The 19731-nt window shown below is 40.0% G+C and carries 19 protein-coding genes, 1 tRNA gene and 1 pseudogene; 13 read left to right on the plus strand and 8 right to left on the minus strand.

Going from position 1 to position 19731, the window contains the following annotated elements; genetic code table 11:
• Nucleotides 1–113 precede the first annotated feature (113 nt).
• From J3U64_RS00060 to yaaA, 5 genes and pseudogenes are all read right to left on the minus strand, one after another.
• On the minus strand, nucleotides 114–551 hold the full coding sequence (locus J3U64_RS00060; protein WP_267408356.1) for a tyrosine-type recombinase/integrase: 438 nt from the start codon (nucleotides 549–551) through the stop codon (nucleotides 114–116).
• 6 nt (nucleotides 552–557) lie between these two features.
• Nucleotides 558–983 (minus strand): tyrosine-type recombinase/integrase, encoded by a 426-nt coding sequence (locus tag J3U64_RS00065; protein WP_267407884.1) that lies wholly within the window; start codon nucleotides 981–983, stop codon nucleotides 558–560.
• Nucleotides 893–1231: pseudogene (locus J3U64_RS09960) on the minus strand (integrase arm-type DNA-binding domain-containing protein); the annotation flags it as partial. The pseudogene J3U64_RS09960 and the gene J3U64_RS00065, both read right to left, overlap by 91 nt.
• 252 nt (nucleotides 1232–1483) lie before the next feature.
• Nucleotides 1484–1574: transfer RNA gene (locus J3U64_RS00070), tRNA-Ser, on the minus strand.
• Nucleotides 1575–1681: 107 nt separating this feature from the next.
• Nucleotides 1682–2464, minus strand: coding sequence for a peroxide stress protein YaaA (gene yaaA, locus J3U64_RS00075; protein WP_267407885.1), 783 nt, complete (start codon nucleotides 2462–2464; stop codon nucleotides 1682–1684).
• A 199-nt stretch (nucleotides 2465–2663) separates the two neighbouring features.
• Here yaaA and J3U64_RS00080 point away from each other — a divergent pair, with 199 nt between their 5' ends.
• The 3 genes from J3U64_RS00080 (at nucleotide 2664) to J3U64_RS00090 (ending at nucleotide 6256) form a co-directional block, all read left to right on the plus strand.
• Nucleotides 2664–3848 carry an O-succinylhomoserine sulfhydrylase gene (locus J3U64_RS00080; protein ID WP_267407886.1) on the plus strand — a complete coding sequence of 395 codons (1185 nt, stop codon included), beginning with the start codon at nucleotides 2664–2666 and terminating at the stop codon, nucleotides 3846–3848.
• A gap of 146 nt (nucleotides 3849–3994) precedes the next feature.
• Nucleotides 3995–4324 carry a thioredoxin TrxA gene (gene trxA / locus J3U64_RS00085; RefSeq protein ID WP_267407887.1) on the plus strand — a complete coding sequence of 110 codons (330 nt, stop codon included), beginning with the start codon at nucleotides 3995–3997 and terminating at the stop codon, nucleotides 4322–4324.
• A gap of 693 nt (nucleotides 4325–5017) precedes the next feature.
• Nucleotides 5018–6256: an MFS transporter gene (locus tag J3U64_RS00090; protein WP_267390458.1), complete on the plus strand. Its 1239-nt coding sequence runs from the start codon at nucleotides 5018–5020 to the stop codon at nucleotides 6254–6256.
• Nucleotides 6257–6368: 112 nt separating this feature from the next.
• On the opposite strand, the gene J3U64_RS00095 is transcribed toward J3U64_RS00090, so the two are convergent.
• From J3U64_RS00095 to aroA, 3 genes are all read right to left on the minus strand, one after another.
• Nucleotides 6369–7757, minus strand: coding sequence for a phosphomannomutase/phosphoglucomutase (locus J3U64_RS00095; RefSeq protein WP_267407888.1), 1389 nt, complete (start codon nucleotides 7755–7757; stop codon nucleotides 6369–6371).
• Between the two features lie 85 nt (nucleotides 7758–7842).
• The gene (gene ruvB / locus J3U64_RS00100; RefSeq protein WP_267407889.1) at nucleotides 7843–8883 is read right to left on the minus strand and encodes a Holliday junction branch migration DNA helicase RuvB; all 1041 of its coding nucleotides are present in this window, start codon (nucleotides 8881–8883) and stop codon (nucleotides 7843–7845) included.
• Between the two features lie 79 nt (nucleotides 8884–8962).
• Complete coding sequence (aroA, locus tag J3U64_RS00105; protein WP_267407890.1) at nucleotides 8963–10276, minus strand: 3-phosphoshikimate 1-carboxyvinyltransferase; 1314 nt, start codon at nucleotides 10274–10276, stop codon at nucleotides 8963–8965.
• A gap of 199 nt (nucleotides 10277–10475) precedes the next feature.
• Here aroA and J3U64_RS00110 point away from each other — a divergent pair, with 199 nt between their 5' ends.
• The 10 genes from J3U64_RS00110 (at nucleotide 10476) to J3U64_RS00155 (ending at nucleotide 19731) form a co-directional block, all read left to right on the plus strand.
• Complete coding sequence (locus J3U64_RS00110; protein ID WP_267407891.1) at nucleotides 10476–11102, plus strand: hypothetical protein; 627 nt, start codon at nucleotides 10476–10478, stop codon at nucleotides 11100–11102.
• A gap of 203 nt (nucleotides 11103–11305) precedes the next feature.
• Nucleotides 11306–11980: a (d)CMP kinase gene (gene cmk / locus J3U64_RS00115; RefSeq protein ID WP_267403417.1), complete on the plus strand. Its 675-nt coding sequence runs from the start codon at nucleotides 11306–11308 to the stop codon at nucleotides 11978–11980.
• A gap of 235 nt (nucleotides 11981–12215) precedes the next feature.
• Nucleotides 12216–13898: a 30S ribosomal protein S1 gene (gene rpsA, locus J3U64_RS00120; RefSeq protein ID WP_267390452.1), complete on the plus strand. Its 1683-nt coding sequence runs from the start codon at nucleotides 12216–12218 to the stop codon at nucleotides 13896–13898.
• A 6-nt stretch (nucleotides 13899–13904) separates the two neighbouring features.
• A complete protein-coding gene (locus tag J3U64_RS00125) occupies nucleotides 13905–14222 on the plus strand; it encodes an integration host factor subunit beta (protein ID WP_100140935.1) in 318 nt (105 codons plus the stop codon).
• Nucleotides 14223–14368: 146 nt separating this feature from the next.
• Complete coding sequence (gene zapE, locus J3U64_RS00130) at nucleotides 14369–15529, plus strand: cell division protein ZapE (protein WP_267407892.1); 1161 nt, start codon at nucleotides 14369–14371, stop codon at nucleotides 15527–15529.
• A 94-nt stretch (nucleotides 15530–15623) separates the two neighbouring features.
• Nucleotides 15624–16049: a nucleoside-diphosphate kinase gene (gene ndk, locus J3U64_RS00135; RefSeq protein ID WP_100152677.1), complete on the plus strand. Its 426-nt coding sequence runs from the start codon at nucleotides 15624–15626 to the stop codon at nucleotides 16047–16049.
• Nucleotides 16050–16130: 81 nt separating this feature from the next.
• Nucleotides 16131–16892 carry a hypothetical protein gene (locus J3U64_RS00140; RefSeq protein WP_100152676.1) on the plus strand — a complete coding sequence of 254 codons (762 nt, stop codon included), beginning with the start codon at nucleotides 16131–16133 and terminating at the stop codon, nucleotides 16890–16892.
• A 100-nt stretch (nucleotides 16893–16992) separates the two neighbouring features.
• Nucleotides 16993–18075, plus strand: a complete 1083-nt coding sequence (gene rlmN / locus J3U64_RS00145) for a 23S rRNA (adenine(2503)-C(2))-methyltransferase RlmN (RefSeq protein WP_267407893.1) — start codon at nucleotides 16993–16995, stop codon at nucleotides 18073–18075.
• A 4-nt stretch (nucleotides 18076–18079) separates the two neighbouring features.
• Complete coding sequence (gene pilW / locus J3U64_RS00150) at nucleotides 18080–18847, plus strand: type IV pilus biogenesis/stability protein PilW (protein ID WP_267390447.1); 768 nt, start codon at nucleotides 18080–18082, stop codon at nucleotides 18845–18847.
• Entirely contained in the window at nucleotides 18847–19731 is an 885-nt protein-coding gene (locus J3U64_RS00155) for a RodZ domain-containing protein (RefSeq protein WP_267407894.1), read from the plus strand. Before pilW ends, J3U64_RS00155 begins: the two co-directional genes overlap by 1 nt.

The raw sequence follows: 19731 nt of genomic DNA on the forward strand, positions 1-19731 counted from the left end.
TAAATCATTCTTGCAATAGTTTTTACAAGATGTAGCTAGAGCATAGAGCTTGATCACAATAAATACAGTAAAAAATACAAAATTGCCATATGTGGCTTTTATAGGTAAAAAGCTTAGTTAGGCTTAAGCTGCTGATAACAATAGCTTGCCCAATCCGCCATGAGTTGCCGGCGTTTTTCCAGTAAGTCTCCGCGCTGGTAGGCAGCCTCAACCTCGTCAGCCAGTTTATGTGCCAATGCATGTTCTATCACCTCGCGTGGGTAGTGTACAACCTCGGCTGCCCAGTCTCGAAATGATGACCTAAAGCCATGTTGCGTATATTGACCTTTGTTCATACGTCTTAACACCGTTGTCATCGACATATTAGAGAGTGATTTGCCTTTTTGTTTTGAAGGAAAAATATACATATCTTTTCTGATATCTTCTTGAATTTTATAACCCGGCAGGCTTTGAAGCAGCTTGATCGCTTCCTCTGTCAAAGGTATACGGTGCTCACGCGCTGATTTCATGCGATGTGCTGAAATAATCCAAAGCTTTTCTTCAAAATTGATTTCTTGTCATGTGGCAGCTAAGATTTCACTGGCACGTGAAGCATTCAAAATCGCAAATTCCAAAGCTCTAATAGAGTCCCCATCCCGTATCTTGGTTTGGGTGAAGAATTCAGGGATTTCTTTATAAGGCATTGCCGGATGATGCACAACTTTTTTTACTTTGGAGCGCGCAGGTAAGATTTTATCGAGGTGGCCTTTCCAGATCGCGGGATTGTCGCCGCTGCGATACCCCATAACCTTGGCCCAATCCAATACCGTTTCAATACGACCACGTAAGCGATTGGCGGTTGAGGCTTTTTCGATCCAAATGGGCAACAAGACGTCGACAATCATATGCGTGGTTATTTGGGCAACCACCATATCACCAATAATCCCGTAGGCATAGGTTTCAAGGGTTGCAGACCATTGCTTGGTGTGTTTCGCATTTTCCAACCCGCTTTATTATCCTCAATATACTGTGTCGCACATTCTTTAAACGTTTTTTGGTTAGCCTGTTCCAGTTGATCTTCAGCTCTTTTTTGATCTCTGTGCACTCTGAGGTTGACACCATCGAACAACAGTTTTCGACAAAGCGCTGCCTGTTCTCTAGCCGCTGATAATGATATGGTATGTAAAGGCCCCAGTCCCATCATATCGGCTTTTTTTTGGAATTTATAGCGAAAGTCCACGATCTGCGAACATGGCCAGAGCCGTTGATTTTGATCTGTAAATACAGCCCACTACCATCATTATGCAGTCCTGGCTTGGTCATTTTACTGACCGCCAGTGCTGTTAATTTGTGCAATTGATGCTTCATATTCGACCTACACTTTAGAGGTAGATTTTATTAGTTTTTAGTATATTCGTGTAGAATCAAAGCGTCGATAAAGATTGCCTAACTAATTGATTATTATAAATTAATAGATTTTAGTAGACAATCCGTTCTAATGATCTGGCGGAAGCGGTGAGATTCGAACTCACGGAGGGCTATCAACCCTCGACGGTTTTCAAGACCGTTGCATTAAACCGCTCTGCCACGCTTCCGTCTTTGAAGATGCGCATATTAGACGATAAATGCGCATTTGCCAAGTTTTTTATCTTAATAATTTGCAGTTATCTGCTAAATCATTATTTTTATTTTTAATTAAATTTTATAAGTGATGTATTTTATCCCGTAGGAATACCCATTCTTTATCTGTAGATGATGCTTTGTCGAAATAGTAGCCTTCACAATCGAAATTTTTAAGTTGCTCTGGTTCACTCAGTTCGTTTTGGGCAGCATAGCGCACAAATAAACCACGTGCACGCTTGGCATAAAAGCTGATTATTTTATAGGTACCGTTTTTCTGGTCTTTGAAAACGGGTGTAATTACAGGTGCAGATAATTTTGATGGCTGAATGGCTTTGGAATACTCCTGTGACGCCAGATTAATTAATACTTTGTCGTGAGCAGCCTGCATATTTTTTTCTACTGTATGGGTAATAGTGTTTCCCCAGAATGCATATAAATCCTTACCGTGTTCATTTGCCAGTTTGGTGCCCATTTCCAGCCGATAAGGCTGAATTAGATCCAGAGGCTTTAATAAACCATACAAACCGGAAAGTATACCTAGATGTAGTTGTATATAATTTAAAGCTTCAGGGGATAATGTAGTGGCATCAAGGCCTTCATAAACATCACCATTAAACAAATAGACTGCTTGTTTTGCATTTTCTAGAGTAAAAGGAGGCTGCCAGTCATTAAAACGCTCGGCATTCTGCACTGCAAGTTTGTCCGAAATACCCATTAATTCGGCGATATCATGCGGAGCCAGCTGTTTTAATACTGGTATTAATTTTCTGGCCTGTGTTAATAGCTCAGGTTGTGTATGTTTGCGGGTTAAATTTTCTTTTTTTTCATTCAGTTTTTTTGCAGGTGATATTACAAAGTACATATTTTTTCCTTTTGCCTAGCTATAACCGTGAATATGAGAATTCTGTATTCCAAAGTTTAGAAATTTAGCTGTATATACTGGTGTGGGAAGTCTGGTACAAAGAATACTACATTCCTGAATCTGATTAGCTGGTTATTTGCATAATCCAAAAAAAAACGGCACAATTCTTTACTCATATTTATAGATTAACTTAATTATTATGTCTACATTGCATCTGCACCCAGAAACTATTGCGATCAGGGGTGCTAAGGAACAAACCACATATAATGAGCATAATTCTGCTTTGTTTTTAACCAGTAGTTTTATGTTTGATAGTGCTGAGGCCGGTGCGGCTCTATTTGCTGGTTCAGTACCGGGTTATACCTATACTCGTACCAATAATCCAAATGTTGCCGCTTTTCAGGCACGAGTAGCTCAGCTGGAGCAGGCTGAAGCTGGTTTGGCAGCTTCTACAGGAATGGCTGCTATTAACGCAGTTTTTTTGGCTTTGTTGAAAGCCGGTGATCATCTGGTTGCTAGTAAAAGTTTGTTTGGTACCACAATAGGTTTACTGAATAATATTCTGCCTCGTTTTGGCATTGAAGTAACATTGGTTAGCCAAACTGATACTGATGAATGGCAGGCAGCTATGCGCCCTAATACGCGTATGCTGTTTGTGGAAACACCATCTAATCCGCTAAATGAATTGGCTGATATTGGAAAACTAGCAGAAATTGCGCACACTAATCAGGCTTTGCTGGTGGTGGATAACAGTTTTCTTTCTCCTGCATTACAGCAACCTTTGGCTCTGGGCGCTGATATTTCCGTACAATCTGCTACTAAGGCAATTGATGGCCACGGGCGAGTGATGGGTGGCGTAATTTGTGGCAGTGAAGCCTTGATTAATGAAATTTTTCAGCACGTACGTACTACTGGGGAGGTGCTGGCACCTTTTAATGCGTGGGTGTTGCTAAGTGGATTGGAAACATTATATGTCCGCATGGAAAAACAATGTGCTAATGCATTAGAAGTGGCTCAGTTCCTGTCTACGCAACCACAAGTAGTGGCTGTTCATTACACTGGGCTGGCAAATCATCCTCAAAAAGCTTTGGTGCGCAAGCAGCAGCAGGGTGGCGGTATAGTGGTAGCTTTTGAAGTAAAAGGTGGAGAGCAGGCAGCATGGCAGGTGATTGATGCTTTAACGTTGTTTAGTAAAACGGGTAATCTCGGAGATGTAAAATCTACTGTGACGCATCCATGGACGACTACGCATGGTCGCATGACTCCTGAAGCTAAGCTAGATGCAGCTATTCAGCCTGGATTGATTCGTTTATCGATTGGACTAGAACATGCGGTGGATTTAAAGGCTGATCTAGCCAATGCTCTGAAAATGATTACTATGTAATACAATAATAGTATAATTTTCAAAAGTATATTTGAGGACTAATGCGTGTGTAGAGTTGTATTCATCCTTGGGTATAATTCATCTATTGCAATGATAGACGATTGGCTATATGGTATATAGACAATGTGATAATAAAGGAAACCATAATGAGTAGTGATTTAATTGTTCATATAGGCGATGGAAATTTTGCAAATGAAGTTTTACAGTCAGATGTCCCAGTGTTGTTGGATTTTTGGGCACCATGGTGCGGTCCATGTAAAATGATTGCCCCGATATTGGACGATTTGGCTGCCGAATATCAGGGGAAGTTGAAAATTGTAAAGCTAAATGTAGATGAAAATCAGGAAACGCCTGCAAAATTTGGAGTTCGTGGTATTCCTACTCTTATGATTTTTAAAAATGGCTCCACTGTCGCAACTAAAGTTGGTGCCTTGAATAAAGGGCAATTAGAAGCTTTTATTAATGCTTCTCTGTAGTTGATAATTTTTGCTGTTTATTTATGTCCTTGAATGATAATAATGGTTTAAGTTTGTTTATTTGACTTATAAGAACTGCATTATTCAAGGACATAAATTTGTTCGACTTTAATTAGCCGGCGATTTTTATTGATATATCTTAAACTAAAAATTGATTAGCCATAACAAAGCCAAGAATAGATTGAAATCAATTTTTAAATTTTTGTCATTTATTTATACTGTAGATAATAAATAATTTGATATTCGCTTTAATCAAATAGTTTTTTTGTATAATTTGCCTTGATAGCAATTAAATTTAAGAAATTTATAAAACTTTGATTATTTATTTTTAATATCCTTAAAATTACGAAAATTATAATAAAAATTATACTATCTTAGTTGTCTATTAAGTGTAAAAACATTGTAAACATATTAATGCATTTTAGTTAAATATGATTATATATGTTAAATCTATTCGAATATATTTTTGGAATATCATTTTATTGGCATTTTATTTTACTGATAATGTTTAATTTGAATTAATATTCAATTTTATTGTTTAAATAAATGTAATTTTAGCGTTTTATTTCTTTTTTGGCTCATGAGTTAACTTTATTGTTCAAGCATGCTGGCTTTTGTTAGAATGATTTTGTGATATTTCATTCGTAATTAAACGAAAGCGAGAGCGCTATGAATCAAGAATCAAGAGCCTCAGTGTCTCCTCCCAGTGGTAAAGAATCCAATCTATTAAATAAAACATTTGTGATAGCTTGGTTAATCTGTGCCATTTTCTATTTTGTCCAATATGCATTGCGTTCTGCACCCAGTATTATGCAGACTGAAATAATTGCCACTTTGGAAATAAGTAAAGTTGAAATGGCCGGTATTATTGGCCTGTATTTCTATTCTTATGCTTTTTTTGCGCTGGTATCCGGTGTATTGTTGGATCGAATTGGGCCACGTTTTACAGCTTCATTGGGTATTATTTTAGTTGCTATTGGATGTGTGCTGTTTTGCTCGGGTACAGTAATTACTGCTCAGAGTGGACGTTTCCTTCAAGGTGCGGGTTCTGGGCTAGCTTTTACCAGTGCAGTATTTTTAGCTACACGCGGTTTTCCCAAAAAATGGCTGGCTACTGCCGTTGGTATGACACAATGCTTTGGTATGCTGGGCGGTTTTATGGGGCAGGCTGTAGTCTCTCCAATTATAAAAAATCAGATTTTGACCTGGCAGATGTTCTGGATGGTGGCCGCTGGTGTGCTGGCAGTAATATTCTTTGCTTCAGTGTTCATTACTCCACGTACACGGGAAGGAAAAATTGACTGGACTGGGCTCAGCCATCCTTATTTGGTAGTGCTGAAAAACCCTCAATCGTATATCTGTGCCTTTATTGGAGCAATGATGTTCTTGCCTACTAATGTGGGAAATATTGCCTGGGGTAATCAGTTTTTACAAGAGGGTCTGAGCGCCAGTAGTGATGTGGCGTTGCGTTTGGCTATGGTACCTTTAGGCTGGGTGGTTGGTTGTCCAGTTCTGGGCTATTTATCAGATGTAATCGGACGCCGTAAACCTGTTGTAATGGGTAGTATAATTGCTATGGGCATTACCGGTGGTCTGATTGTGTATTTGCCTAATGCGATGCCCCCTTATATTATGGGTTTTCTATTTGGGGTTGCTTCAGGCGCTGCTATGATCCCTTATACTATGATTAAAGAAGTTAATCCTGATGAAGTGAAGGGTACGGCTACAGGTGTGATTAACTTTTTCGTTTTTGTTATTAGTGCGATTATGACAAATCTTTTCAGCATACTGATTGATCATTTGGCTGGGGCTGAAGGTCAGTTGAATCTGAAAGTTTTCCAGAATGCTGATATCGTGTTTGTAGTCGGATTAATTCTAGCTTTTATTATGACGATATTCGTTCGTGAAACCGGCAGTAAGGCAAAAGGTTAATTGATTCTGCTGTGTTGTAGATATTTTATCTATTCCCAAAACGGCTACCAAAATGGTAGCCGTCTGTATTTTTAAAATCGGGCAATCTATATATATAGGAATTTAAACTTGTTTATGCCCATTCTAAATCAGGATTTTGCGCTATTATAGCTTTGAATTGAGCAATAATGCTGTCCAGAGCTTGCTGATCATCAGCCTCAAAACGCAGGACTAAAACAGGTGTGGTGTTAGATGCGCGCATTAGCCCGAAGCCGTTTTCAAACTCTATTCTTAATCCATCAATGGTAATGCGTTTTAATTCTCCGCTAAACTCAGCTGTTTTAGCCAGATTGGATATGATTTCATGTCCTGATTGACCGGCTGGTACGGCAATGTTAATTTCAGGCGTAGATATACCTTCAGGTAAGGCATTTAAAACCGCGGATGGATCTTCTGTATCGGATAATATTTCTAGTAATCGTGCACCGGCGTATAAGCCATCATCAAATCCTAACCAGCGCTCTTTAAAAAATACATGGCCACTCATTTCACCAGCAAGCAATGCACCGTGTTCTTTGATAGCGGCTTTAATAAAGCTATGTCCGGTTTTACTCATGATGGCTTCACCACCATGTTGTTCAATCCACGGTTTTAATAATCGGGTTGATTTTACATCATAGATGATTTTCGCTTTAGGGTTTCGAGTTAGTACATCAGCAGCGAACAACATTAGTTGCCGGTCTGGATAGATGATTTGGCCATCTTTGGTGACTACACCTAAACGATCACCATCTCCGTCAAAAGCCAGTCCTATTTCAGCGTCGCTGCTGTGTAATGCTTGGATTAAATCCTGCAGGTTAGCTGGCTTGGCAGGATCAGGATGATGATTAGGAAAATGGCCATCTACTTCGCAGAATAATTCTTTCACTTCACAACCAAGCGCACGATACAAGTCACCTGCATAGGCTCCGGCTACGCCGTTTCCCGCATCAATTACGATTTTCATTGGGCGCTTAAGCTGTACCTGATTGCTTATGTAAATAATGTATTCTCTTGCTATAGGCAAAGGAACTACATTGCCACTATGCTCTGCATTGGCAGTAAGTTGTTCGGACTCAATTATTGTGCGTAATGTTTGTATATCGTCGCCGGCAAGCGTGGTGCCAGCTAGCATCATTTTGAAACCATTATAATCTGGTGGATTATGACTTCCGGTGATCATGATGCCGCTGCCCTGACAATGCTCTACTGCGGCAAAATACAGCATGGGTGTAGCTACCATTCCTACATCAATCACGTTGACACCAGAGGTAGTGATGCCTTGAATCAAGCTAGCTGCCAGTATTGGACCTGAAAGCCGGCCGTCACGGCCAAGAGCAATCTGGCTGATGCCTTTGCTTAGTGCTACTTTGGCTATGGCGCGGCCAATCAGTTCAGCTGTATCTTTGTTTAAAGACACATCAACTACACCGCGGATATCATAGGCTTTGAATATGCTTGCATCTATCTGATTTGAAGTCATGAGTATTTTCCTGAATAATTGTGCTCAGTTAATCTGAGTTAGGTCTGATGCTGGTATGGCTGATTCGTGCAATGTATTTTGGGAATCAGGTTTTATTGGTTGGAGCTGGTAGGCCAAAATGGCTGTAGCTAAGTTCTGTTGCCATGCGTCCGCGAGGTGTACGTTGTAAAAAACCCTGCTGAATTAAATAGGGCTCTATTACATCCTCTATGGTATCGGTTGATTCGCCGATTGCTGCTGCAATATTGTCAAGACCTACTGGTCCACCAGAAAATTTATAGAGAATCGCTTCAAGATATTTGCAATCCATTACATCAAGACCAGATTGATCGATATCCAGCATTTTTAACGCAGCATCTGCAATTTCTGCATTGATTTTTCCTTCATGTTTTACTTCGGCATAATCGCGTACGCGGCGCAACAGGCGATTAGCAATGCGAGGTGTGCCACGGCTGCGTCTGGCAATTTCAGCTGCACCTGTATTGTCGATATGAAGTTGTAATAGCTGTGCAGAACGGGTCACAATTGTTGTTAAGTCATTATTATTGTAAAACTCTAGACGAGAAACGATACCGAAACGATCGCGCAATGGATTTGTAAGCATCCCTGCACGCGTGGTGGCACCTACCAGTGTGAAAGGAGGCAAGTCTATTTTCACTGAACGTGCTGCCGGCCCTTCACCAATCATGATGTCTAATTGGTAGTCTTCCAGTGCGGGATACAGTATTTCTTCTACTACAGGATTTAAGCGATGAATTTCATCTATAAAAAGAACATCGTGTGGCTCGAGATTAGTCAGAATGGCAGCGAGATCGCCTGCGCGTTCCAGCACAGGGCCTGATGTCTGGCGCAAACTTACGCCAAGCTCATGGGCAATGATATGAGCAAGAGTAGTCTTGCCCAAACCGGGTGGGCCAAATAAAAGGGTGTGATCCAGTGCCTCTTTTCGTATTTTGGCCGCCTGTATAAAGATAGAAAGCTGTTCTTTAGCTTTGTGCTGGCCGATATAGTCTGTTAATGCGCGCGGCCGTAATGCACGCTCCAGCTGCTCTTCCTGAGCGGAGACAGTTTGTGGGCTGATAACCCGCTGTGGTTTTGCACCGGAAAGTTGGTCTGTTTGTAGCATGGCTGAATAAAAAATTAAATTATAGCAATATTGGCTTAATGCCAAAGTTAATCGAAACAGACAAGATAAAATTTAGATTTTAAACAGGTGTGCACATGCTGGCAAAAATTTTGAAATAATTGGGAAAGGTTTTATTAACGCACTGAGGATCATCGATATAGACCGACGTTCCCAAAAGACTAACTAATGAAAAGCACATTGCTATGCGATGATCATCATAGGTACTGATATGTATATCGGATTGTAATGTAGTTGGTGGTGTAATGCTGATACTGTCTTCAGTTTCAATTATTTTAGCACCAAGTTTGCGCAATTCTGTTGCCATGGCTGAAATGCGATCAGTTTCTTTAACACGCCAACTGGCAATATTTCGAATGCGACAGGTATTTTTACAGGCCAGTGCAATGATGGCTAAAGTCATGGCTGCATCTGGAATATGGTTGGCATCAATGTCAAATGGTAAGATTTCTTGCTCAGGTGAACGGGATATTTCTATAAATTGGTTTCCCCAGCTAACACGTGCTCCGATTTTTTCAAGTTCATGTACAAAAGCTATATCTCCTTGAATACTATTGGCATCTATGCCATTTACGCGTATGGGTTGGCCAGATAAAAGTCCGGCTGCGAGGAAATAGGAAGCACTTGATGCATCACCTTCAACAAATAATTTTTCTTGAGCATGGTAATGTTGACCTGCCGGTAGCTGAAATATCTGAAAATTTTTATGGGTTATTTGTACTCCGAATTGTTGCAACAATTTAAGAGTGATAGCGATATAGGGTTTTGAAATTAATTCACCTACTACTTTTATGGTATAAGCTTGTCCGGTTAAGGGTAAAGCCATCAGTAATGCTGTCAAAAATTGACTGGAGACATTACCTTTGATACTGAGGAGATGATTGGTCGGAGTTTGGGCTGGATATATTTGTAACGGTGGATAACCTGTTTTTCCTTTATATTCAATAATTGCGCCGGCTGTTTTTAACGCATCGACCAAGTCACCAATTGGGCGTTCATGCATACGTGCTACACCGTGTAAATAGTACTCCCCACCCAAAATTGCTAGTACAGCAGTTAAGGGTCTAAAAGCAGTGCCTGCATTCCCCAGAAATAATTCTGCTTGCTGTTGTGAAAACTTACCATTACATCCGTATATTCGCAGATTCAACCCTGATTCTTTTTCTGCAGTGGGTAGCTGCTCAATTTTAACACCCAATATTTTCAATGCATTTAGCATATGTAGAGTATCGTCAGAATCCAGCACATCATATATTTCGCTTGTATTGTCCGCTAGAGCCGCCAGAAGCAAAGTTCGGTTGCTGATGCTTTTCGAACCGGGTAAGTTAATGGTAGAGGCATGACAAGTGCTGGATGTTAAATGCAGTGTATTCATTCAGTTATTAATAAATTTTCAAGATTAGTTTGCAAGTTTATCAGTTAATTGTGCGGGCGGATATGCTAAAAAAGAATGGATTTAGGCAAAGTTAAACATGAAAATGCATAATAAGTGGTTAAATATAAAACCAGTAAGTATTAGTTAGATTAGGTATAATATTAGACTTGTTAGTATCTTAAAATAAAAGTCAGTTAGTATGAAATTTAAATTTGATTGGCACTGGTCCAAACTCAGTACACTTTGGTTAATCATGATATTGAGTGTGCCTTTCGCGCAGCAATTGCACATTCCTCCTGATTTTGTTTCCAAAGTTGAAGAAGGGCAAACGCTGTTTCTGCTTTTTTGTTTCTTATTTACTTTTTTTTCAACTATTTGCAGTGGGTTGTCCGGTAAGAAAAAAGCGTTTTGGTTATGGGCATCATTATGGTGGCTTTTGTTGCTAGGACGTGACCAGAATTGGGGCAGGCAGACATTTCCCGGGTATGAACACGCGGTATATCACACAATAGCGGCAATATTAATTCTCGGGTTAATCTTGATGCTGGTTTGGCCTCGTTTACGTGAAGGAATTGTTTATTATTACCAGCAACCTTTTCCTGTTTGGAATTTTTTGCTGGCTGCGGCGGGTTTTCTACTTGCTGATGCCATTGAACGTGGTCGTTGGGTTTCACAGTTTATTCTTTTCAATTCTGCTTATGATGACTTGTTGGAAGAATTGTATGAATGCCCTTTTATGCTTGCTTTATTCACTGTATCTGCTGTAATGCAGTGGCGTACCATTTTACAGATGAAGAAATCCTTAAAACAAGTTGAAGCACATTGATAAATCTAAAATTAGAATATATAGATGCCAATAACTGCTTTCAAACATTATGCTAAAGGTTTGAACTAGACTAGAAATCTTTAACAGTGGTTAAAGTACATTGGGTGTGATTGGGCATTTTTGATTATCAGTTATCTCGAAGATACTGGTCATTGAAAAAATTTTGTACAATATATAAAAGATGTACTTAATAAAGGAAGAATATGGTGGCGAAACAACTTGAGCCACGTTTGAAAGTAATTGCAATTGATGGTCCAAGTGCATCTGGAAAAGGGACTGTGGCAGCAAGAGTAGCAAATGTTCTCAATAGAGATTATTTGGATTCTGGAGCTTTGTACCGGTTGACTGCACTCTATGCTCGGCAACAGCATATTAATTGGCAGGATGAATCAGGTGTTGCAGTGTTGGCAAAGAATCTACCTGTAATTTTCCACAATAAATGTATTTTGCTTGATAGTAAGGATGTAACAGCAGAGATTCGTGCCGAGGATATTGGTATGGGAGCCTCCGCAGTTGCTGCTTTACCGGCAGTGCGAGACGCATTATTGCAACGTCAGCGCAGTTTTCTGACTTCCAAAGGATTGGTGGCAGATGGCAGAGATATGGCTACAGTCGTATTTCCTCAGGCTGAACTGAAAATATTTCTTACAGCCAGTGCTACGGTACGAGCACAACGGCGTGCCTTGCAGTTTGGAATTGCCAATAATGGTATCGAATATCAGCAGATACTGGCTGATATCGAAAAACGTGATCAGACAGACCGCACCCGATTAGTGGCTCCGCTTAAACCTGCTTGTGATGCCAAAATTCTTGATACATCTCTACTTACTATTGAAGAAAGTGTAGAAAAAGTACTTGATTGGTATCGAAAAATCTAAAAATAAGGTATAATTCTCGGATTTTGTACACAGTGCTAAGTGTGTTCGCCAATACAAGAGCATTCTAGTACTGTATCAAATAATTGTTTTACATATTTATATTTTGCACTGGTGTATGTATTTATTATATTGGTCGCAATTAAATTAATAGTATTGCTGGCACAGTCAGGGTGTGCCGGTTTTGATTAACTAACTTTCGTATCCCCTGGCGATACTTGTTTGAGAACATATATATATGACTATGGAAAATTTTGCCCAGTTGCTGGAAGAAAGTTTCACCTTGCAAGAGATGAATCCCGGCGAAGTCATCACCGCAGAAGTTGTTGCCATAGACAATAATTTCGTCACTGTGAATGCCGGTCTGAAATCAGAATCTCTGATTGATGTGAGCGAATTCAAGAATGCAGCGGGCGAGATTGAGGTTAAAGTTGGCGATTTTGTCACTGTAACCATTGAATCTGTGGAAAATGGTTTTGGTGAAACCAAACTTTCACGTGAAAAAGCTAAGCGTGCGGCAGACTGGATTAAGCTGGAAGAAGCCATGGAAAATGGTGAAATTCTGTCTGGCGTAATTAACGGTAAAGTCAAAGGCGGCCTGACTGTAATGATCAACAGCATCCGTGCTTTCCTGCCTGGTTCGCTGGTAGATGTTCGTCCGGTTAAAGATACTTCTCACTTTGAAGGTAAAGAAATTGAATTCAAAGTAATTAAGCTGGATAAACGTCGCAACAACGTTGTTGTTTCACGCCGTGCTGTATTGGAAGAAACACTTGGTGAAGAACGTAAAGCACTGCTGGAAAATCTGAAAGAAGGTTCTGTAGTAAAAGGTATTGTGAAAAATATCACTGACTACGGTGCATTCGTTGACTTGGGCGGTATTGATGGTCTGTTGCACATCACTGATTTGGCTTGGCGCCGAGTTAAGCACCCAAGTGAAGTGCTGGAAGTTGGTCAGGAAGTTGAAGCCAAAGTACTTAAATTCGATCAGGAACGCAGCCGTGTATCTCTGGGTCTGAAACAGCTGGGTGAAGATCCGTGGAATGGTCTGGCTCGTCGCTATCCGCAAGGTACTCGCCTATTTGGTAAGGTAACTAACCTTACTGACTACGGTGCATTTGTGGAAATCGAGCAGGGTATTGAAGGTCTGGTACACGTTTCTGAAATGGACTGGACGAATAAGAATGTTCATCCAAGTAAAGTCGTTCAGATGGGTGATGAAGTCGAAGTGATGATTCTTGAAATTGATGAAGATCGTCGTCGCATTTCCCTAGGTATGAAGCAGTGTCAGGCTAATCCATGGCAGGAATTCGAATCCAATCATGAAAAAGGCGATAAAATCAAAGGGGTAGTAAAATCTATTACTGACTTCGGTGTATTTGTCGGCTTGCCTGGTGGTATCGATGGTCTAGTGCACCTGTCTGATCTTTCATGGACTGATGGCGGTGAAGAAGCCGTACGCCAGTTCAAGAAAGGTGAAGAAGTTGAAGCCGTGGTTCTGGCTATCGATGTAGATAAAGAACGTATTTCTCTGGGTGTGAAACAACTGGCAGGTGATCCGTTCAGCAACTATGTTAGCGTAAATGACAAAGGCAGCATTGTAACCGGTAAAGTAAAATCACTGGATGCTAAAGGCGCTGTCATTGCATTGGCAGATGATGTTGAAGGCTATCTGCGTGCATCAGAAGTTTCTAATGATCGCGTTGAAGACATTCGCAATGTTTTGAAAGAGGGCGATGATGTTGAAGCTGTGATTACTACAGTAGATCGTAAAAACCGCAACATCAATTTGTCTATCAAAGCGAAAGATGCACAGGAAAATACTGCTGCTCTGCGTTCATTATCAGCTAACAATGCCTCAGCTGGTACCACCAGTCTGGGTGATTTGTTAAAAGCTAAATTATCTGGTGAAAGCGAATAAGCGGTTATGACGAAGTCGGAGTTAATGATTCGCTTGGCGGAGTTATATACTGTTAATAATGATAGTACCATTTTAAATGCTAAGGATGTCGAACAAAGTATCAAGATTCTCGTTGATACAATGACTCGTGCTTTGGCAAAAGGCCAGCGAATCGAAATTCGCGGATTTGGTAGCTTTGATCTGAACCATCGTCCAGCTCGCATTGGTCGTAATCCTAAAACGGGTGAAAAAGTTTCGGTACCTGAAAAATATGTACCTCACTTCAAACCTGGCAAGGAATTACGTGAACGCGTAGACAAAGCGCTACTGTCTGCGGACAAGTAATACTTTTTTATTTGAGATAGACGTTAACGCCGCAGTTTCTGCGGCGTATTTTTATTTTTGGGTGGTCGAAGCTTTAATGAGTGTGCTATGGTTACGTCTTTTAACTTTTGCCTTATACGCTCTTTCCTCAGAAGAAAACAAACAATATGACCACATCCGTCTTTGTTGCTCCCGAATTTAATAATCAAAGTCCTCTGTCTTGGTATCAGGCTGCAGAGCAGAAACCTGGATTTATACATGATGCCGCTCAGTTGCGGGCTATTAAACAACTTGACAGGCTCTGGACAGAGTTAATGATGTTTAAACGCAAGCGTAATCGATTTTTAGGACGCAGCTTACGTTCACCTCGGGCACCCAAAGGATTATATATGTATGGAGGTGTTGGACGTGGTAAAAGCTTTTTAATGGATGTGTTTTTTGGTTGCTTACCTTATCGGCGTAAACGCCGAGTCCATTTTCACGCGTTTATGGCAGAAGTGCAGCAACGTCTGAAAGAGCATCATAGTCAGGCCAATCCATTACATGCGGTGGCAGAGGATATTGCTCGTGAGGTTAGGGTATTATGCTTTGATGAATTTCATGTCAGTGATATCGCTGATGCAATGATTCTCGGACGCTTGTTGGAAGGCCTGTTTGAGCAAGGCGTGGTTATGGTGGCTACATCCAATTATGCTCCAGCAGATCTTTATTATCAGGGGCAAAACCGTTCCAGTTTTTTACCAACTATTGCATTGATTGAAAAAGAACTGACAATTCTAAATGTAGATGGTGGTGAAGATTATCGCATGCGATCGCTCAAGCCTGCTGATATATTTTACATACCGGCAGATACAGCTAGCGAAAAAAAACTAGGGGATATTTTTCATAAAATAAATGGTCAGCAGCCAATCACTGGCGGAGATATTGAAATATTGGGCCGGAAACTGTCCTATAAAGCAATATCTGATTCAACAATTTGGTTTGATTTTGAAACGTTATGCTGTGGACCGCGCTCGCAGAATGATTATCTGGAGCTGGCGCAAAAATTTCGTGTACTGATTTTATCTGCTATACCGAAGATGGGGCCTGCTCAGATGGCAGAAGCCCGTCGTCTCACTTGGCTTATTGATGTATTGTATGATTATCGAATCAAACTCTGTGCCAGTTGTGATGTGCCTATAGATAATATATATACGGAAGGTGACTTTGCTAATGAATTTACCCGAACGGCCAGCCGTCTGACAGAAATGCAGTCTGAAGAATATTTAAACTTGCCTCATCTAACTTTAGATAAAGAAACCGTATATTTAGGAAAAGATATTAAATAAAGCGGAAATTTGTTAAAATGACATAAACACTCTTACGCATTCTTTGCGCCTAAAAATATGTATTTTTATTATTTTGAATATAATGGAAACAAACATGGCTATCGAACGTACTTTATCTATTGTTAAACCTGATGCAGTTGCAAAAAACGTTATTGGACAGATTTACAGCCGATTCGAAAATAATGGTTTGAAAATTATCGCTGCAAAAATGAAACATTTGTCTAAAGCTGAGGCAGAAGGTTTTTATGCTGTACACAAAGAACGTCCTTTTTTTGGTGAACTGGTGAATTTTATGATTAGTGGTCCGGTGATGATCCAGGTACTGGAAGGAGAAGGTGCGGTCGCTAAAAATCGTGAGCTCATGGGTGCAACTAATCCGAAAGAAGCAGCAGCCGGAACTATTCGAGCTGATTTTGCTGATTCAATCGATGCTAATGCTGTGCATGGCTCTGATAGCCTTGAAAATGCAGCTACAGAAATTGCATATTTTTTTGCTGCCGATGAATTGTGCACGCGTTAAAATAGTTTGTATATGAATTGAATTAGTCCACCTATAGAGGTGGACTAATTTGTAACTATATATGTTAACTGGAGAAATGAGATGTCTGATTTTTTTAATTTACCAGCTTTAAAATCACTTTCTGTACAAACATTTAACGAAACAAAACCATTTCCGAATCATCTATTTAAGGAAATTTTGTTACCAGAAGCATTTAATAATTTATATAATAATTTTCCAAGTCTTGAGTTGTTTGAAAAACATGTTAACAGACCACGTGGAAAAAGTGGTCAGCGACCGCATAACCGTTATTATCTGGCTTTTGAGAAATCTATATATCATAAAAATGACCAGTCTGGACCAGGCGTTACCAAAATAGAACAATTACCTGAAGTTTGGCAAGAGTTTGTTCGGGAGGTACAAACTTTTGAACCATATCAGGAGTTTCTAAGACGGTATTTAAATCTCGATGAATATGAGATTCGGTATGCGTGGCATGTTGGTGAAACAGGTTCTGAAGTTTCACCACATTGTGATAGTTTTGACAAAATCGGAACACATATTTTTTATTTTAATACTTCAGCAGACTGGGAAATAGAATGGGGTGGTTCAATATTGGCTCTCAGTGGTAAAAAAACAGCCAAAACTAACCCAGATATTAGTGATTTTGAAAGTGTGGAAGGCTTTGATATACGTGATAACAGCAGTTTCCTTTTCAAAAATACTGCTGATGGTTGGCATGCTACTGAAGTCTTAACTTGTCCGCCTAATCATTATCGTCGTTTGTTTAATGTGATAGTTCAAAAGAAAAAAACTGAGAAAACACTAAAAAAAGTATGGCATTTTTTGTCTGGTAAAAATTAAAGAATTGTATAAATTGTTGAATAAATTTGTATTATCAGCATAATGTTTTAGATTAGTTTGTTTTGTAGCATTTGTTACGTAATTTATTTGTATTTTCCAGATGAAAACCAATTTGCTAAATTTTGACTTACCCGGCTTAACTGCCCACTTTGCTCAGATGGGAGAAAAGCCATTTCGTGCCAAGCAGGTTATGCGTTGGATGCACCCAGGGGGTGTAGCTGATTTTACAGATATGACTGATCTGGCCAAATCATTACGCCATAAATTATTGGATAAGGCAGAAATTAAAGTGCCTGAGCTTTTGGCAGAGCAAAAATCTGCAGATGGTACTTGTAAATGGTTGTTAGACGTAGGTACAGGCAATGGTGTGGAAACAGTTTTTATTCCTGAAGATAGTAGGGGAACTTTATGTATTTCTTCACAGGTTGGTTGTGCTTTAGAATGCTTATTTTGTTCAACAGGCCGACAGGGTTTTAATCGTAACCTCACTACTGCAGAAATTATCGGTCAGCTTTGGTGGGCAAATAAAGCGCTTGGTGTGACACCTAAGGATGAAAGAGTGATTTCCAATGTGGTAATGATGGGGATGGGCGAACCTTTAGCAAACTTTGAAAATGTAGTTACAGCGCTGAGTATAATGCTTGATGATCATGGGTATGGCTTGTCCCGTCGCCGTGTGACAGTGTCTACGTCGGGCATGGTGCCACAAATGGATCGATTGAAGGATGTGATGCCTGTTGCTCTTGCTATTTCATTGCATGCTTCAAATGATGAGGTTCGAGATCATTTGATACCATTGAATAAAAAATATCCGCTTAGCCAATTAATGGCAGCATGTCAGCGGTATTTGGCTAAAGCTCCACGTGATTTTATTACTTTTGAATATATCATGTTAAAGGGTGTCAATGATGAACCTCAACACGCACGCGAATTGATTGAGCTGGTTAAAGATGTGCCTTGTAAATTCAATCTGATTCCGTTTAATCCATTCATTAATTCTGGTTTTGAAAGATCTACTAACGAGCGCATCCGTGTTTTTAGAGAAATATTACTGGAAGCAGGTTTTGTTGTTACAGTCAGAAAAACTCGTGGTGATGATATTGATGCAGCATGTGGTCAGCTTGCTGGCAAAGTAAAAGATAAAACTCGGCGTCAACAAAAATGGCAGCTTGTACAGGGGTAATTTGATGAAAAAAAAACTTGGATCAATTTTACTGATGACTGTAATTTTATCAGCTTGTGCTACTCAAACTCTGGATAAAAAGCCAACTGCTGCTCAGCGAGCACGCGAGGTAGCTCAAATTAAAACCCAGCTGGCAGTAGAATATCTAAGAAATAAAAATTATAGACAGGCTGTAGAATCCATTGATGAAGCTATAAAAAATAATAGTAGCTCCCTTGATGCTTGGTTAATTCGTGCGCAAATCTGGCAGTATTTGAAAGAGCCGGCTAAGGCAGAAGAAAGTTTTCAGCGAGCGCTTTCTTTGGCTCCAGACAGTGCTGAAGTTAATAATAATTTCGGCTGGTTTGTTTGTGATGTTCTTAAGAAGCCAAATGCATCCATTTCATATTTTGATAAGGCTTTATCAGATCCGACTTATCCTACACCGGAAGTTGCTCAGTTTAATAAAGGAATCTGTAGTAGTCGGATGGGACAGTATCAGCTGGCAAACAGTTATTTTGAGCGAGCTTTGGCAGCTAATCCTAATTTTATTGCTGCTAAGAAAGAAATGGCTCGTAATGATTTGCAATCAGGTAGTGTTTCAGAAGCCAATTATCTGTTTAAACAATATCAAAGTCAGGTAAATAGTTTATCTGCTGATGATTTGTTACTTGGATGGAGAATTGAAAAATCTCTTGGTAATATGCAAGCGGCTTATGAATATGAAGCACAATTGCGTAATAATTTCCCTTATTCTGCTGAATTAGAGCAGGTTTCTACAGGAAAATTCTAATGAATGAGCAAACCAAAAATCTCGATTCCAGCCCGAATGCCGCTGTCACTTTGGGAGCATTATTATCCCAGGCAAGAAAGCAAAAAGGCTTATCTGTTGGTGAGGTTGCAGAGCGTTTAAAATTACCAGCCAGACAGATTGAGGCAATGGAAAGTGGCAGTTATAAAGGTTTGCCGGAAGCGGTATTCATTAAAGGTTTTTTGAGTTCCTATGCACGCTTGCTGGAGCTGGATGAGTCAGAATTTAAGCAATATTTGCAGCAGATTTTTCCATCCGGACAACGCTATTCCACATCAGACAGTAGCAAAGTGTTATCTTCAGAATTAGATTTTCAAGATAAACCACAACGTCGCCATTTTCCACGTTGGCTTATAGCATTGCTGGTGCTGATTATCATTGGTGCGGTGGTATATGCGTGGCAAAGTAAATCAACATCTGAAAATGCCAAACAGGCTGCTACAGCCAGTCAGGAAGTTTCTGCGCAAACTGCGTCCATTAGTGATATTGCAGCTAGTAATATTCGTGTGGTACCGATGCCTGCAAGTGAACAAGTCAGCAGTACTGCATCGACTACAGTAATCAGCGCCAGTCAGCTTCAGGAAGCTAATACCAAAACTAATGCATCAGAGCCTGTTGCTGCTGATTCAGAGGCGTTGCTGATCAAGCTTGAAAATAAATCATGGTTACAAGTGAGTGACAAAAATGGCAAAGTATTAATCAGTCAGGTTGTCGATGCAGGGAGCACTCAACAATTTAGCGGCAGTGCTCCTTATAAAGTTATTATTGGTTATACACCCGGGGCCAGCATCAAGTTTGCTGGCAAAGATGTTATTATTCCTCAAAATAAAAAAAGAACTGCTGTAGTTATGGTAGGTGGTAATTGA

Source organism: Snodgrassella sp. B3800 (assembly GCF_026535865.1).
Lineage (GTDB): Bacteria > Pseudomonadota > Gammaproteobacteria > Burkholderiales > Neisseriaceae > Snodgrassella > Snodgrassella alvi_E.